Here is a 14,680-nt window from a genome sequence, read left to right on the forward strand (position 1 = left end):
AAAAATTTGAGTATCTATAAGTGACGGATGTTGAATCGCATGGAATTTTATAGAATCCCTTGCATTTTTTTGCCAGCTTCTGTATAATGAATATAATTTTGAAAGCTCACACAGACAACCAGGAGGTCTAATTATGGCTTCAAAGATCAATAAGGGAGAAATCCTCGCCAAGTTCTTCGATGACGGGGAGTACACTGCGCTGTTTGCTGATGGTGCAGTGAGCGCTGCCTGCGGCTATGCTGCAGGTCAGCAGGCTTACGCCGTTTATCAGAATGGCGAGGCTGTCACCGTAAAGGATGTTGAAAAGAACATCAAGGTTCTGGAAATGGCTGCACAGACCGGCTGCCCGGTGGTCACCTTCTATAACTCGGTTGGTGCAAAGCTGGCCGAGGGTCTGGACGTGCTGACCGCCAGCGCAAAGCTGAATGCACAGATCGCAAAGGTCTCCGGTGTTGTTCCGCAGGTGGCCGTTGTTCTGGGTGTCTGCGGCGGCACCAGCGCTCTGAGCGCTGCCAACGCAGACGTCTGCATCATGGCCGAGGGCGCAGAGCTGTTCTTCACCGCTCCGTTTACCTCCGCTGCCAAGGGCGATAAGGTCGCCGACGCAGGCAGCGCTGCCGCTGCCGCCAAGGCAGGTGTAGCCTCCATCGTGGCTGCCGATGCTGCAGAGGCTGCTGAAAAGGCCGCTCACATCGTGGGTCTGCTGCCCGCCAACAACCTGACTGGCCCGGCAATTTTCGAGTTCGAGCAGCCCACCGCTGTTCTGGCTGCCGGTGCCGAGCCTGCAAAGGCCGCTGCCGCTGTGATCGATAAGGACAGCGCTGTGGAGCTGTACGCAGGCTTTGGTAAGTCTGTTTACACCGCATTTGCAACCATCGGCGGCAACGCCGTGGGCGTTGTGGCAACCGGCAAGCAGCTGTGCCACAACTGCGTAGCCAAGGCTTCCCGCTTTGTGCGCCTGTGCGATGCCTTCAGCGTGCCTGTGGTCACCATCGTGGATACCGAGGGCTTTGTGCCCAGCGTTACCGATGACGTGGCTGGCGGCATCCGCGAGGCTGCCCGTCTGGCCGCTACCTACGCCGATGCTACCACCGCAAAAGTGGCAGTGCTGGCCGGCAAGGCTGTGGGCCCTGTGTACACCACTCTGGCTGCTGCCGATCTGCGCATCGCTGTGACCGGCTGCACCGTCAGCACACTGGAGCCCAGCGCCGCTGTCAGCGTGCTGTACAAGGATGAGATCGATGCTTCCGACAACATCATTGCCGCCACCAAGGCAAAGGCTGCTGCCTACACCGCTGAGGTGTGCAGCGCTGCCAGCGCAGTGGCCGCCGGTGCTGCCGATATGAGCTGTGATGCCGCTAATGTGCGCGCCAGCGTTGTGGCTGCACTGGAGCTGCTGAGCACCAAGCGCGCTGCCCGCCTGCCCAAGAAGCATGGCAATATGGCCCTGTAAGCGTCCGAATGTAAGTTAATTGAGTTCGATTTTGAATTGGAGGATCCTTCCATGAAGTACTACAATATTACTGTCAATGGTGTTGCTTACAGCGTTTCCGTTGAGGAAACTGCCGCAGGCGCTGCTTCTGTTGCCGCTGCTCCCGCAGCACCCGTCGCACCCAAGGCCGCTCCCGCTCCTGCAGCTGCTCCTAAGGCAGCCGCCGGTGCAGCCGGTGCTGTTGCCGTCAAGGCTCCCATGCCCGGCAACATTCTGGATGTCAAGGTCGCTGCCGGTGCTTCTGTCAAGGCCGGCGACGTGCTGGTCATCCTCGAGGCCATGAAGATGGAGAACGAGATCGTTGCTCCGCAGGATGGCACTGTGGCTTCCATCAACGTGAACAAGGGCGATACCGTCAACTCCGGTGACGTTCTGGTTTCCATGAACTAAGGAAGAGGTGACAACCATGGCAAAAAAGCCGATCAAGGTGACCGAGGTCGTCCTGCGTGATGCGCACCAGTCTTTGCTGGCTACCCGTATGACCATGGACGAGATGCGCCCCATCCTGCCCGAAATGGACAAGATCAACTACTTCTCCGTGGAGTGCTGGGGCGGCGCTACGTTCGACAGCTGCATCCGCTTTCTGGACGAGGATCCTTGGGAGCGTCTGCGCATCCTGCGCAAGGAACTGCCGCACCAGAAGCTGCAGATGCTGTTCCGCGGCCAGAATATGCTGGGCTACCGTCCCTACGCAGATGACGCTGTGGAGTACTTTGTACAGAAGTCTGTTGCCAACGGCATCGACGTCATCCGCATCTTCGACGCTCTGAACGACCCCCGCAACCTGCAGACTGCCATCAAGTCTGCCAACAAAGAGGGCGCTCATGTGCAGGGCTGCATCAGCTACACCCTGAGCCCCGTGCATAACAACGAGTACTTTGCAGCCTACGCCAAGACTTTGGAGGAGATGGGCGCAAACTCCATCTGCATCAAGGATATGGCAGGTCTGCTCACTCCCTATACCTGCTATGATCTGGTCAAGAAGCTGAAGGAGACCGTCAGCATCCCTGTGGATATCCACAGCCACTACACTGCAGGTCTGGCTTCCATGTCCATCCTCAAGGGCATCGAGGCAGGTGCCGATATCATCGATACCGCCATGAGCCCCCTGAGCCTTGGTACCAGCCATATGCCCACCGAGAGCCTGGTGGCTGCCCTGCAGGGCACCGACTACGACACCGGTCTGGATCTGAAGCAGCTGAATGTCGTGCGCGCTTACTTTGCAAAGCTGCGTGAGAAGTACATCGCCAACGGCCAGATCAGCCCCAAGAGCTTGGGTGTGGACGCCAACACCCTGCTGTATCAGGTGCCGGGCGGCATGTTCTCCAACATGCTCAAGCAGCTGAAGGATGCCGGCAAGGAAGACAAGCTGGACGAAGTGCTGGCCGAGATCCCCCGCGTCCGTGAGGATGCAGGTTATCCGCCGCTGGTCACCCCCACCAGCCAGATCGTTGGCACGCAGGCTGTGTTCAACGTCATCATGGGCGAGCGCTACAAGATGGTTACCAAGGAGTTCAAGGGTCTGGTCCACGGCGACTACGGCAAGACTCCCGCTCCCATCAAGCCCGAGTTCACCAAGAAGATCCTTGGCGACGAGCAGCCCATTACCTGCCGCTTTGCCGATACGCTGGCTCCCGAGATGGACAAGCTGAAGGCCGAGGCTGCCAAGTGGGCAACGCAGGAAGAGGACGTGCTGACCTACGCTATGTTCCCGCAGGTCGCTCCCAAGTTCTTCGATAAGCGCAATGCCAAAAAGCAGGGCGTGGACGGCGATCATGTGGACTACACCAACCAGTCTCATCCTGTCTGATAAATAAATCCCTTTCAAGGCTGCTGCACAAAATGCTGTGCAGCAGCCTTTTTTGCGTATCCGGCAAAGGCACAAGACGTACTCTGTCGGGTAATCCCGGAAAAACTTCTGCTTACACATTGACTTGCCGCCCAATACCTTTTATAATGTTTGGTATAGCCGTACAATACAACAAATGATGTGGAGGAAAATGCTATGCGAAGCATCCCGGAGCAGCGCATTGCTGAGTTTCAGGAGCAGGACTATCAACTGTATTTTGGCATTTCAAAGCTGGAATTTGACCGGATGCTCAAGGCTCTGCATGAGGCTTACCGTCAGGAGCACAAGCGCAAGACCCGTTTTACCAAGATCTCTATGATGGACAAGCTCATCCTGACCTTGATCTATCGCTACGAGTACCGCACGATGGAAAGCATTGCCAAGGAATACGAGGTTTCTCTGGATACCATTGCCGACAACATCCATTGGGTGGAGCGCACGCTGCTCAATGCAGATATCCTGCAAACCAGTGTGACCTGCGTTTATAAGACGAACTGATGTTATGACCCTGCGTGAAAACGCGGGGTTATATTTTTTACAAGGGGAAAACTTCTGGAAAAGCGGTAACTGCCGCAGCCATGTTGTTTTGGCTGCGCAGCAGTAAAAATGAAAACTGTGTTTTTTGCACGGATGCAGTCTGCACCTTGAATTTTTCAGAAAAGAATAGTAAAATGATGCTATATGTATCGTAACATGGGCTTGTGTGCCCAAAGCGGATACCTATACAGAAAAACCGAAGTTAAACCGCAAAAGAATAGGAGCTAGTATGATCTTAAGCATGACCGGTTTCGGCAGGGGGACTGCCGTGCTCAATGGCCGCGAGATCACTGTGGAACTGCGCAGCGTGAACTCCCGCTATTTCGAGTATTCCTCCCGCATCCCGCGCACCTGCAGTTCTCTGGACAGCCGCCTGAAAAAGCAGCTCAACCAGCGGATCTCCCGCGGCAAGGTAGAGCTTAGCATGACCGTCCAGAACGTGGACGCAGCGGATACCGTGGTCGCCGTCAACATGGAGCTTGCCCGCAGCTATCAGCAGGCCATGCGGGACCTGTCCGAGCAGCTGGGGGTCAAAAATGATGTGTCCACTGCCGTTCTGACCCGCTTCCCGGATGTGCTGACCACCCGCCACGCCGATGTGGACGAGGAGCAGCTGTGGCAGGATGTGTCTGCCGTTACCGCGCAGGCGCTGGATCGCTTTGTGGAGATGCGTGCCGCCGAGGGCGCCAAGATGAAAGCAGACGTGGAAAGCCGTCTTGTGTTTCTGGAACAGTGCGTCGGCAAAGTGGAGAGCCTGAGTGCAGGCCGGGTGGAAAACTACACCAACCGCCTGTACGAGAAACTCAAGGTCATCCTGCAGGATCGCGACATCGATGACGCCCGTGTGCTGACCGAGGCCGCCATTTTTGGCGATAAGACCGCCGTGGATGAAGAAACTGTCCGTCTGCGCAGCCACATTGCACAGTACCGCGATATCCTGCAGCTGGACGAGCCCGTGGGCCGCAAGCTGGATTTCCTGACGCAGGAGTTGAACCGTGAGACCAATACCATCGGTTCCAAGTGTCAGGATCTGGATATCACCCGTATTGTGGTGGATATGAAGGCGGAGATCGAAAAAATCCGCGAGCAGATTCAGAATCTGGAATAATATGTTGTGGAGGAGCCTATGAAACTCATCAACATCGGCTTTGGCAATATGGTCAGTGCGGGGCGCGTGGTGGCAGTCGTCAGCCCGGACTCCGCACCGGTCAAACGTCTGGTGAAGGAAGCACGCGAGCGCGGGATGCTGATTGATGCCTCTTACGGCCGCAGCACCCGAGCTGTGCTTATCATGGACTCCGATCATGTTGTGCTGTCTGCCCTTCAGCCCGAAACGGTGGCAAGCCGCGCCGCCGGGCAGGAGGGTAGAGCATCAATGGAGGAAGAAACATCTCATGGCGAATGATAAATTTCTGTTTGTAGTTTCCGGCGCAGCCGGCACCGGCAAGGACAGCGTGGTCAGGGCACTGCGCGAGGCACACCCCGAAATCGAAAAGACCGTCTCTGCCACCACACGCGCCCCGCGCCCCGGCGAGCAGGAGGGTGTGGACTACTACTACCGCACCCGCGAGCAGTTCCAGCAGCTGCTGGAAAACGATCAGGTGGTGGAGCACAACTTCTATAACGGCAACTACTACGGCACCCTGAAGTCTGAGGTGGAAAAGCGGCTGGAGGCTGGTAAGGTGGTCGTGCTGGTCATTGACGTGCACGGCGCTGCCAATATCCGCCGGATGTTCCCGGGCGCTACCACCGTGTTCCTGCTGCCGCCCTCTGTGGAGGAGCTGGAGCATCGCCTGCGCGGCCGCGGCACCGAGACTGAGGAAAGCATTCAGGAGCGTCTCGCCACCGCCCGGCAGGAGCTGGACGAGCAGGATAAGTTTACCGTAAAGCTGGTCAACAACCAGATCGAGCCCTGCGCCGCAGAACTGTATCAGGTCATCTGCCAGCGCGCCGGGCTGCAGGGCTGAAAAATCAAGCGTTGAAGGAGTTGGACGAATGCCCAAAACGGTAGGCGTTGCCGTCAGCAATGCGACCTTCCATTTTGATAAGCTGTATACCTACGCTGTTCTGCCGGAGCACCAGAATGCGGTGCGTCTGGGCAGCATGGTGCTGGTGCCCTTTGGCAAGGGCAGCCGCGCCCGCATGGGCGTGGTGCTGGCCTGCGATGCCGAGCCGGAGCACTCCAAGCTGAAATATCTGTTCGATGTAGCCCCGGCCTCGGCCTGCCTGACCCCGGAGCTGCTGCGGCTGGTGCATTTTCTAAAGGAGCGCACCTTCTGCACCTACTACGAGGCCGTCAAGGCGGTCATTCCGTATGGTGCACAGTACAAGCCCTCCGTGGCCGCAGACGGTGTTACCCCGATGCTGCAAAAGCAGCTTACCCGCCACACCGAAAACGCCTATAAGCTGGTGGGCACACTGCCGCAAAAGCCAAAGCCTACGGCAAAGCAGCTGGCGGCGGTGGCGCTGCTGAGCGGCGGCCCCCGTACCCTGAACGAACTGGAGGATAAGGGCATCAGCCGCGCAGTGCTGGATAACCTGTGCACCAAAGGTGTGCTGGAATGTAGCAAGGTGAATAAGTCCATCGACCTCTACGCCTCCATCCCGCTGCGCAACGACCCCATCACCCTCACAGAGCAGCAGCAGGCCGCCTACGACACGCTGCTGCCCAAGCTAGAAGATACCGTACCCCATTCGGCGCTGTTGTACGGCGTTACCGGCAGCGGCAAGACGCTGGTGTTTTTAAAGTTGATTTCCCGCTGTCTGGAACTTGGCCGCAAGGCGCTGGTGCTGGTGCCGGAGATCAGTCTGACCCCGCAGATGATCCTGCGGTTAAAAGGGCAGTTCGGCCGCCGCGTAGCAGTGCAGCACTCTGCACTCAACCACACCGAACGCCTGCTGCAATGGCAGATGATCCAGGATGGCGGCGCAGATATCGTGGTGGGCACCCGCAGCGCAGTGTTTTCGCCGCTGGAAAATATCGGCCTTATCATCATTGACGAGGAGCAGGAGCACACCTACCGGTCGGAATCCGCACCGCGCTACTCTGCCCACGAGGTTGCCCGCCAGCGTGCCGCCGAAAACGGCGCACTGCTGCTTCTGGCCAGCGCCACCCCAAGTACCGAGAGCTTTTACGCTGCGCAGAATGGACGCACCCAGCTGGTGCGCCTGACCAAGCGCTACGGCGGCAACCCGCTGCCCAGTGTGCAGATCGTGGATATGCGGGCAGAGCTGGCAGCGGGCAACCCCCGGGAGATCAGCCTTGCGCTGGAGGATGCCATCCGCCGCAATCTTGAGGCAGAAAAGCAGACCATTCTTCTGCTCAACCGCCGGGGCTACCAGACCATTGCCCAGTGCGAGGACTGCCGCGAGGTGCTCAAGTGCCCCAAGTGCAGCGTGCCCATGGTATACCACAAATCAGCGCATAAGGTGCTGTGCCACTACTGCGGCTCCCAGCAGGAGCCGCCGCCCACCCTTTGCCCGGCCTGCGGCGGTAAATTACAGTACCGGGGCTTTGGCACCCAAAAAGCCGAAGAGGAGCTGGCAAAGCTCTTCCCGGAGGCGCGGGTGCTGCGTATGGATCAAGACTCTACCGCCGCCAAGGACGCCCACGAAAAGCTGCTTGCCAAATTTGCAGCGCATGAATATGACATCATGGTAGGCACCCAGATGGTGGCGAAGGGTCTGGATTTCGAGGATGTGACCCTTGTGGGCGTGCTGGGCATTGATTCGCTGCTGTTCGCGCAGGGCTTCCGGGCATACGAGAACGTGTTCAGCCTGATCACACAAGTGGTGGGACGCAGCGGCCGCGCAAAAGAGCCCGGCTTTGCCATCATCCAGACCACCGACCCGGACAACCCAGTGCTCACCCTTGCTGCTGCACAGGATTATGATGCCTTCTACGAGCAGGAGATCACCTACCGCAAGCTTGGCTTGTACCCGCCCTTCTGTGGGCTGTGCGTCATCGGCTTTGCCGGTGCAAAGGAGAACGAGGTGGCGCGCGCCGCTGCCCGTTTCTCGGCGCTTTTAGGGCAACAGGCGGCCAAGCAGCCGGATCTGCCCCTGCGCATTCTGGGCCCTACGCCCGGCAGTATTGAAAAGATCAACGACACCTACCGCTATAAGCTTACTGTCAAGTGCCGCAACGACCGCCGCTTCCGCGACCTCGTGCGCAGCACGCTGGCATTGTATGAAAAAGAAAAACTGCCGTCTAAGGCATCGGTCGTGGTAGACCTGCACTCGGACGGTGACATCTGATAAAACTGGAGGTACCATTATGGCTATCCGTAATATTGTTAAAGAAGGCGATCCCATCCTGAACAAGGTCTGCCGTCCTGTGACCAATTTTGACGACCGTCTGGCCACCCTGCTGGACGATATGCGCGAGACTATGATCGCCGCCGATGGCGTGGGTCTGGCTGGCCCGCAGGTGGGCATGATGCGCCGCCTGTTCGTGGTGTGGGACACCACCGATGCCCCGGAGGAGATCCCCGAGGATTACGAGTACAAGTTCATTGATTTCGTCAATCCCGAGATCCTTGCTGTTTCTGAGGAGGAAGAGACCGCCTATGAGGGCTGCCTGTCCTTCCCGGGGCACAACGGCGCTGTGACCCGCCCCGTTGCCGTCAAGGTGCGTGCACAGGATCGCAACGGCGAATGGTTCGAGCTGGAAGCCGATGGCCTGCTGGGCCGCTGTATCCAGCACGAGAACGACCATCTGGATGGCATCACCATCATGGAGTCCAGCGAGTACTTCTATGAGGATACCGAGGAAGGCAAAAAGGCTGCCCGCGAAGCGAAAGGAAACAACTGATGCGCATTTTGTTCATGGGCACGCCGGATATTGCTGCCGAGTGCCTGAAAGCCCTGTATGCTGCCGGGCATGATATCTGTGCCGTGTACACCCGGCGGGATAAGCCCGTCGGCCGCAAGCAGGTGCTCACCGCACCGCCGGTCAAGGAGGTTGCGCTGGCGCACGGCACGCCCGTGTTCCAGCCCCGCACCCTGCGGGACGGCAGCGAGGATGAAAACATCCGCGCCCTCGCCCCGGAACTGATCGTGGTGGTGGCTTATGGCTGCATCCTGCCGAAGTCCGTGCTGGAAATGCCCCGCTACGGCTGCATCAATCTGCACGTTTCGCTGCTGCCGAAGTATCGCGGCAGCGCCCCGGTGCAGTGGTCGGTGCTGAACGGTGACGCTGAGACTGGAGTTTCCATCATGCAGATGGACGAAGGGCTGGATACCGGCGATGTTCTGTACTGCAAAAAGATTACCATCGACCCCGAGGAGACCAGCGGTGAACTGTTCGACCGCGTTACCGCTGTGGGTGCCGAAGCTCTGTGTGAAACGATTCCCCAGATCGCAGCAGGCACCCTGACGGCTGTGCCGCAACAGCACGAGAACGCTACCCTTGCCCCCATGCTGAACAAGGAGATGGCAGAGTTCCACCTGACCGACACTGCCGTCCATATCCACAACTGGGTGCGCGGCATGAACCCTTGGCCGGGTGCATGGTTCATCACCTCCGGCGGCAAAAAGCTCAAGGTGATGTCCAGCCGCGTGGCCGCCGCTCATGGCGAAGCCCCCGGCACGGTGCTGGCCACAAAGCCCCTGACCGTAGCCTGCGGCGAGGGTGCTATCCAACTGCTGGTAGTCGTGCCAGAGGGAAAAAAGCCCATGGACGGCACTGCCTTTGCAGCGGGTCTGCGCCTGAAAACGGGGGATAGCCTCTGATGGCCGCAAATCCGCGTGCGGCAGCAGTTGCCGCACTGGTACGGCAGGAGCAGAACGGCTTTTCCAATCTGGTGCTGGACGCAGAGCTCAAGCGCCAGAAGCTGGAAGGCCGGGATAAGGCTTTTGCAAGTGCCATTTTCTACACCGTGCTGGAGCATCGCGGCACGCTGGACTATATTCTGGAGCAGTTTCTGCCCAAGGGTCTGGCAAAGCTGGATGCACCCGTGCGGGAAATTTTACGCGCTGCACTGGCACAGGCACGCTATATGCAGGTGCCTGTCTCTGCTGCGGTGAACGAGGCAGTCAAGCTGACCCGCACCTTTAAAAAATCCAGCGCCTCCGGCCTTGTCAATGCCGTGCTGCGCAAGGCCTGCGGCTATGATCTGGACGCTGCCGTTTTTACGGACGAGATCCAGCGCCTGATGGTGCTTGGCTCTGCCGGGCGGGATGTGGCGGAATTCCTCCACAAAAATTACCCGGATGAAGCACTGGGCATCCTGACCTATCAGGCCGATGGCGGTTTGACCAGTCTGCGTGCAAACCCCCTCAAGGCCAGCGCTGCACAGCTGTGCGCGCTGCTTACAGAGCAGGGCGCAGCAGAGGTGCGGCAGGGTATTGTGCCCGGCAGCGTGCTGGCACGATTTGCCGGCAGTCCGGCAGACAACGAACTGTTCCGACAGGGCTACTACCATGTGGAGGGACAGGCCAGCCAGCTGGCAGCCCTTTGCGTGGGCGCAGCCCCCGGCGAGACGGTGCTGGATCTGTGCGCTGCCCCCGGCGGCAAGACCGTTCTGCTGGCCGAGCAGATGCAGGGCACAGGAATACTGTACAGCTGCGATGCGGCAGAGAACCGTGTGGGGCTGATCCGCACCGCGGTAGACCGCATGGGCTTTACTGGGGTGCATACCCTTTGTAATGATGCCACCAAACCGAACCCTGCACTGCCCATGGCAGACCGCATCCTGACGGATGTGCCTTGCAGCGGCTTGGGCATTCTGGCAAAAAAGCCGGATCTGCGCTATAAAAAGCTGGAAGCTGACCGGCAGGCAGAACTGCTTGCCACACAGGCGGCAATTCTGGATACCGCTGCGGCGCTGCTCAAGGCGGGCGGACGGCTGGTCTACTCCACCTGCACCATCGACCCGGCAGAAAATCAGCAGCAGATCGCAGCCTTTTTGCAGCGCCACCCGGAATTTGCGGTCTGCGCGCCGGAGGTGCCGCTGCCCGCCGGAATGACGGCAGGGGAGCATGGTTGCCTTTCGGTGCCCACCCGCACCGGCATGGACGGCTTTTTCCTGTGCGTGTTGCAAAAAGCCGCCGCAACGCAATAACCACGACCTTTGTGGGTCGTATCCTCTTATAGGAGAACAGAATGGAACAAAAACGCTGTATTTCTTCTCTGACGCTGGCAGAATTGACTGCTGAACTGAAAGCTCTGGGGCAGCCGGGTTTCCGGGCAAAGCAGATCTTCCACTGGGTGCACCAGAAGCTGGTCACCGAGTTTTCTGCCATGACCGACCAGCCCAAGACCCTGCTGGCAAAGCTGGAAGAAACCTTTTATATCGCTGCACCGCAGATCGAGCGCCGTCAGGAGGCCAAGGACGGTACTGTGAAGTATCTGCTGCGCATGGCTGACGGCAACTGCATCGAGACCGTTGTCATGCGTTACCACTACGGCAATACCGTGTGCGTATCCACACAGGTGGGCTGCCGCATGGGCTGCCGGTTCTGCGCCTCCACACAGGCGGGGCGGGTGCGCAACCTTGAAGCAGGCGAGATCTGCTCCGAGATCTACACTGCCCAGAAAGATATCGGCGAGCGCATCTCCCATATCGTGCTCATGGGCATCGGCGAGCCGCTGGACAACTTTGACGAAGTGATGCGCTTTTTGGAGAATATCACCTCGCCCGAGGGCGTCAACATCGGTATGCGCAACATCAGCCTTTCCACCTGCGGCCTTGTGCCCAAGATCGACCAGCTGGCGGAGAAAAAACTGCAGCTCACCCTTTCCATCTCGCTGCACGCACCCACCAACCAGATCCGCAGCAGTATGATGCCGGTCAACGATGCCTACCCGGTGGAGCAGCTGATCCAGACCGTGCGCCGGTATCAGGAGACCACCGGCCGCCGGGTCAGCTTTGAATATTCCATGGTGCGCGGTGTCAATGATTCTGATGTCTGCGCAAAGCAGCTGGCAGACCTGATCCGGGGCATGGGTGCGCATGTAAATCTGATCCCCATCAACCCAGTGGACGGCAGTCCGTACTCCGCTACGGATGCAGCCAATGTGCGCCGGTTCCAGCAAAAGCTTGAAAGTCTTGGCGTAAACGCTACGGTGCGCCGCCGCCTTGGCAGCGAGATCAGCGCCGCCTGCGGCCAGTTGCGCCGCGACGAAATGAACGGCAAGGCATAAATAGAGGGAGAAACCTATGAAACTTGCAGGAAAAACGGACGTGGGGCGCGTCCGGCAGGACAATCAGGATGATTACCGTGCCGGGGAACTGCCCGGCGATGCAGCATGGGCGCTGGTATGCGATGGCATGGGCGGCGCACGCGGCGGGCGGGAAGCCTCGCAGTGTGCGTGCAGCGTCATCGAGCGCTGCTTTCAGGAGCAGTACAACCAGTGCATCCCCGGCGAAGAGGAGACTTTTCTGAAAAAGGCGCTGCTCAGTGCCAACCGCTATGTGTTCCAGAAGGCACTGCGGGAGGAGTCTCTGGCCGGTATGGGCACCACCGCCGTCTGCGCTCTGGTGCGCGGCGGCAAGGCCTATCTGAGCCACGCGGGCGATTCCCGCGCCTACCTATACCGGGACGGTAAGCTGGCGCAGCTAACCCACGACCACTCCTATGTGCAGGAGCTGGTGGACTGCGGCACCATCACGCAGGAGCAGGCAGAGCATCACCCGCAGAAAAACATCATCACCCGGGCGCTGGGCGTGGATTACCGGCTGGAGCCGGAGTTCACCACCGTAGCGCTGCAGGCAGGGGATGTTCTGTTGCTGTGCACGGACGGCCTGACCAATGCCGTACCCACAGAGCAGCTGGAGCAACTGCTGCGCAGCGGGTCTTTTTACGATCTGCCAGACGTTCTGATCCGTACTGCCAACGAAAACGGCGGCCCGGATAACATTACCGCCCTGCTGGTGGGAGTAGAGCCGATGGAGGTGCGCCATGGATAACCTGATCGGTAAAAGACTGGACGGTCTGTACGAGGTGCAGGAGCTGATCGGCTCCGGCGGCATGGCCAACGTGTATAAGGCGGTCATGCGGGGACAGAACGGCCCTGTGCCCGCCGGGACTGTGGTGGCCGTCAAGGTGCTGCGGCGGGAGTATATGCACGACCCGGATCTTGTGCGCCGCTTTAAAAACGAATCCAAGGCCATCTCGCTGCTGAATCACCCCAATATCGTTAAGGTGTACGATGTCTCGGTCAACGACAATCTGCAGTATATCGTTATGGAATATGTGGACGGCATGACCCTGCGGGAGTATCTCAACGAGCGGGGCGGCAAACTTTCCAGCCGGGAGACCGTGCACTTCATCTCCCAGATCCTCAAGGCGCTGGAGCATGCCCACGCCAACGGCGTCGTGCACCGGGATATCAAGCCCCAGAATATTATGCTGCTGGATAACGGCCAGCTGCGCATGATGGACTTCGGTATCGCCCGCATTTCCCGGGCAGATAACCAGATGCTGGCCGGCAAGGCAATGGGCAGCGTGCATTATATCAGCCCGGAGCAGGCCAAGGGAGACGAGACCGACCGCACCAGCGACATCTACTCTGTGGGCGTCATGATGTACGAGATGCTTTCCGGACATCTGCCCTTTGATGCCGATGACGTGGTTGAGGTTGCCATCAAGCAGATCTCGGACGAGCCCCGCTCGCTGCACGAACTGGCACCGGAAGTGCCCTATGCGCTGGTGGAGATCACCGAAAAGGCCATGGCAAAGCTCCCTCAGAACCGCTACCCTTCGGCACGGGCGATGCTGGAAGCACTGGACACCTATGTGCAGAACCCCTCCGTGCTGTTTGAATATCAGTATATTACAGAAGAAGCGCCCGAAAAGGTGGTGAAACGTACCATGAACCAGAACCGCGCGATCCGTCAGAACGAACAGCCCGCACCCCGCAAAAAAGGCAAGGGAAAGCCGGGCAAAAAACGCCGCACTGTCTTTTTGCCGGCCTTGTTCGGCATCACCATTGCCTTTGCACTGGCCTGCATGGCACTGTGCTGGATGATCCTGAACGACTCCTCCAACCTGATGAACAACAAGGCCGATGTCACCCTTGGAGACTATATCGGCATGACCAAGGATCAGGCCATGGCCACGGATCAAATCGCATCCGGCCAGATTTCCCCGGAATGGGAAGAAGAGTACAACAGCAACTACGCCGCCGGTTATATCTATAAGCAGTCGCCGGTATCCGGCCGCACCGTCCGCGAGGGACAAAGCGTGACTTTGACCGTTAGTCTGGGCACCCAGTATGTCACCGTGCCGGACCTGACCAACTATGTGCAGACCGATGCCGAACAGCAGCTCAAGGCACTGGGCGTTTCGGTGCTGGTCACGCAGGCTGTGGATACCTCGGTGGCTTCCGGTGCGGTCATCCGCACCGACCCTGCCGCCGGTACGCAGGTGGCGGCAGGCTCTACGGTCATCCTCTATATCAGTCGTCCGCAGGTGTCCACCACCACCAAGGTGCCCTCGCTTACCGGCATGAGCGTGGATGATGCCCGCACCCTGCTGGTGCAGAACCATCTGGGGCTTGGCAGCCAGAGTGAAGAATACAGCGACCAGCCCGCAGGTACGGTGCTCAGCCAGAACCCTGCGGCAGGTACTACCGCAAAACTGAACAGCCGCGTAAACGTTGTGGTCAGCGCGGGCGCTGCACCGGTACAGGAACCGGAGCAGCCGGGTGGCGATGGCACTACTTCCGGCACCACGGGCGAAGGTTCTACCGGCGGTGAGAGCACCGGCGGCAGCAGCGAGCCGAGCTCCAGCAGCAGCTCCACAGGCGGCGGTATTCTGGACTGGTGGTCCTCGCTGTTGGGCTGACGGAGGATATG

The 14,680-nt window shown here is 59.0% G+C and carries 14 protein-coding genes; all 14 read left to right on the forward strand.

Going from position 1 to position 14,680, the window contains the following annotated elements; all coding sequences use genetic code 11:
• The first annotated feature begins 133 nt into the window (after positions 1-133).
• Positions 134-1,453, forward strand: coding sequence for a carboxyl transferase domain-containing protein (locus C7J97_RS01860; RefSeq protein ID WP_113991877.1), 1,320 nt, complete (start codon positions 134-136; stop codon positions 1,451-1,453).
• A gap of 51 nt (positions 1,454-1,504) precedes the next feature.
• Positions 1,505-1,882: a biotin/lipoyl-containing protein gene (locus C7J97_RS01865; protein ID WP_113991878.1), complete on the forward strand. Its 378-nt coding sequence runs from the start codon at positions 1,505-1,507 to the stop codon at positions 1,880-1,882.
• Between the two features lie 16 nt (positions 1,883-1,898).
• A complete protein-coding gene (locus C7J97_RS01870) occupies positions 1,899-3,302 on the forward strand; it encodes an oxaloacetate decarboxylase subunit alpha (RefSeq protein WP_005926028.1) in 1,404 nt (467 codons plus the stop codon).
• 195 nt (positions 3,303-3,497) lie between these two features.
• A complete protein-coding gene (locus C7J97_RS01875) occupies positions 3,498-3,839 on the forward strand; it encodes a helix-turn-helix domain-containing protein (protein WP_015538476.1) in 342 nt (113 codons plus the stop codon).
• A 268-nt stretch (positions 3,840-4,107) separates the two neighbouring features.
• Positions 4,108-4,986: a YicC/YloC family endoribonuclease gene (locus tag C7J97_RS01880; RefSeq protein WP_015538477.1), complete on the forward strand. Its 879-nt coding sequence runs from the start codon at positions 4,108-4,110 to the stop codon at positions 4,984-4,986.
• Positions 4,987-5,004: 18 nt separating this feature from the next.
• Entirely contained in the window at positions 5,005-5,283 is a 279-nt protein-coding gene (locus tag C7J97_RS01885) for a DUF370 domain-containing protein (protein WP_015538478.1), read from the forward strand.
• A complete protein-coding gene (gmk, locus tag C7J97_RS01890) occupies positions 5,273-5,845 on the forward strand; it encodes a guanylate kinase (RefSeq protein WP_113991879.1) in 573 nt (190 codons plus the stop codon). The genes C7J97_RS01885 and gmk overlap by 11 nt, the downstream gene beginning before the upstream one ends.
• Before the next feature lie 28 nt (positions 5,846-5,873).
• Entirely contained in the window at positions 5,874-8,135 is a 2,262-nt protein-coding gene (gene priA / locus C7J97_RS01895; protein ID WP_113991880.1) for a replication restart helicase PriA, read from the forward strand.
• Between the two features lie 19 nt (positions 8,136-8,154).
• Entirely contained in the window at positions 8,155-8,691 is a 537-nt protein-coding gene (gene def / locus C7J97_RS01900; protein ID WP_005926004.1) for a peptide deformylase, read from the forward strand.
• Positions 8,691-9,611 (forward strand): methionyl-tRNA formyltransferase, encoded by a 921-nt coding sequence (gene fmt, locus C7J97_RS01905; RefSeq protein WP_113991881.1) that lies wholly within the window; start codon positions 8,691-8,693, stop codon positions 9,609-9,611. Before def ends, fmt begins: the two co-directional genes overlap by 1 nt.
• Entirely contained in the window at positions 9,611-10,942 is a 1,332-nt protein-coding gene (gene rsmB / locus C7J97_RS01910; protein WP_113991882.1) for a 16S rRNA (cytosine(967)-C(5))-methyltransferase RsmB, read from the forward strand. The genes fmt and rsmB overlap by 1 nt, the downstream gene beginning before the upstream one ends.
• A 41-nt stretch (positions 10,943-10,983) precedes the next feature.
• Positions 10,984-12,024 (forward strand): dual-specificity RNA methyltransferase RlmN, encoded by a 1,041-nt coding sequence (rlmN, locus tag C7J97_RS01915; RefSeq protein ID WP_055184449.1) that lies wholly within the window; start codon positions 10,984-10,986, stop codon positions 12,022-12,024.
• A 16-nt stretch (positions 12,025-12,040) separates the two neighbouring features.
• The gene (locus tag C7J97_RS01920) at positions 12,041-12,790 is read left to right on the forward strand and encodes a Stp1/IreP family PP2C-type Ser/Thr phosphatase (protein ID WP_005925995.1); all 750 of its coding nucleotides are present in this window, start codon (positions 12,041-12,043) and stop codon (positions 12,788-12,790) included.
• Positions 12,783-14,669, forward strand: a complete 1,887-nt coding sequence (gene pknB / locus C7J97_RS01925) for a Stk1 family PASTA domain-containing Ser/Thr kinase (protein ID WP_113991883.1) — start codon at positions 12,783-12,785, stop codon at positions 14,667-14,669. The genes C7J97_RS01920 and pknB overlap by 8 nt, the downstream gene beginning before the upstream one ends.
• Positions 14,670-14,680 lie beyond the last annotated feature (11 nt).

It is taken from the genome of Faecalibacterium prausnitzii (genome assembly GCF_003324185.1).
Classification (GTDB): Bacteria; Bacillota; Clostridia; order Oscillospirales; family Ruminococcaceae; genus Faecalibacterium; species Faecalibacterium prausnitzii.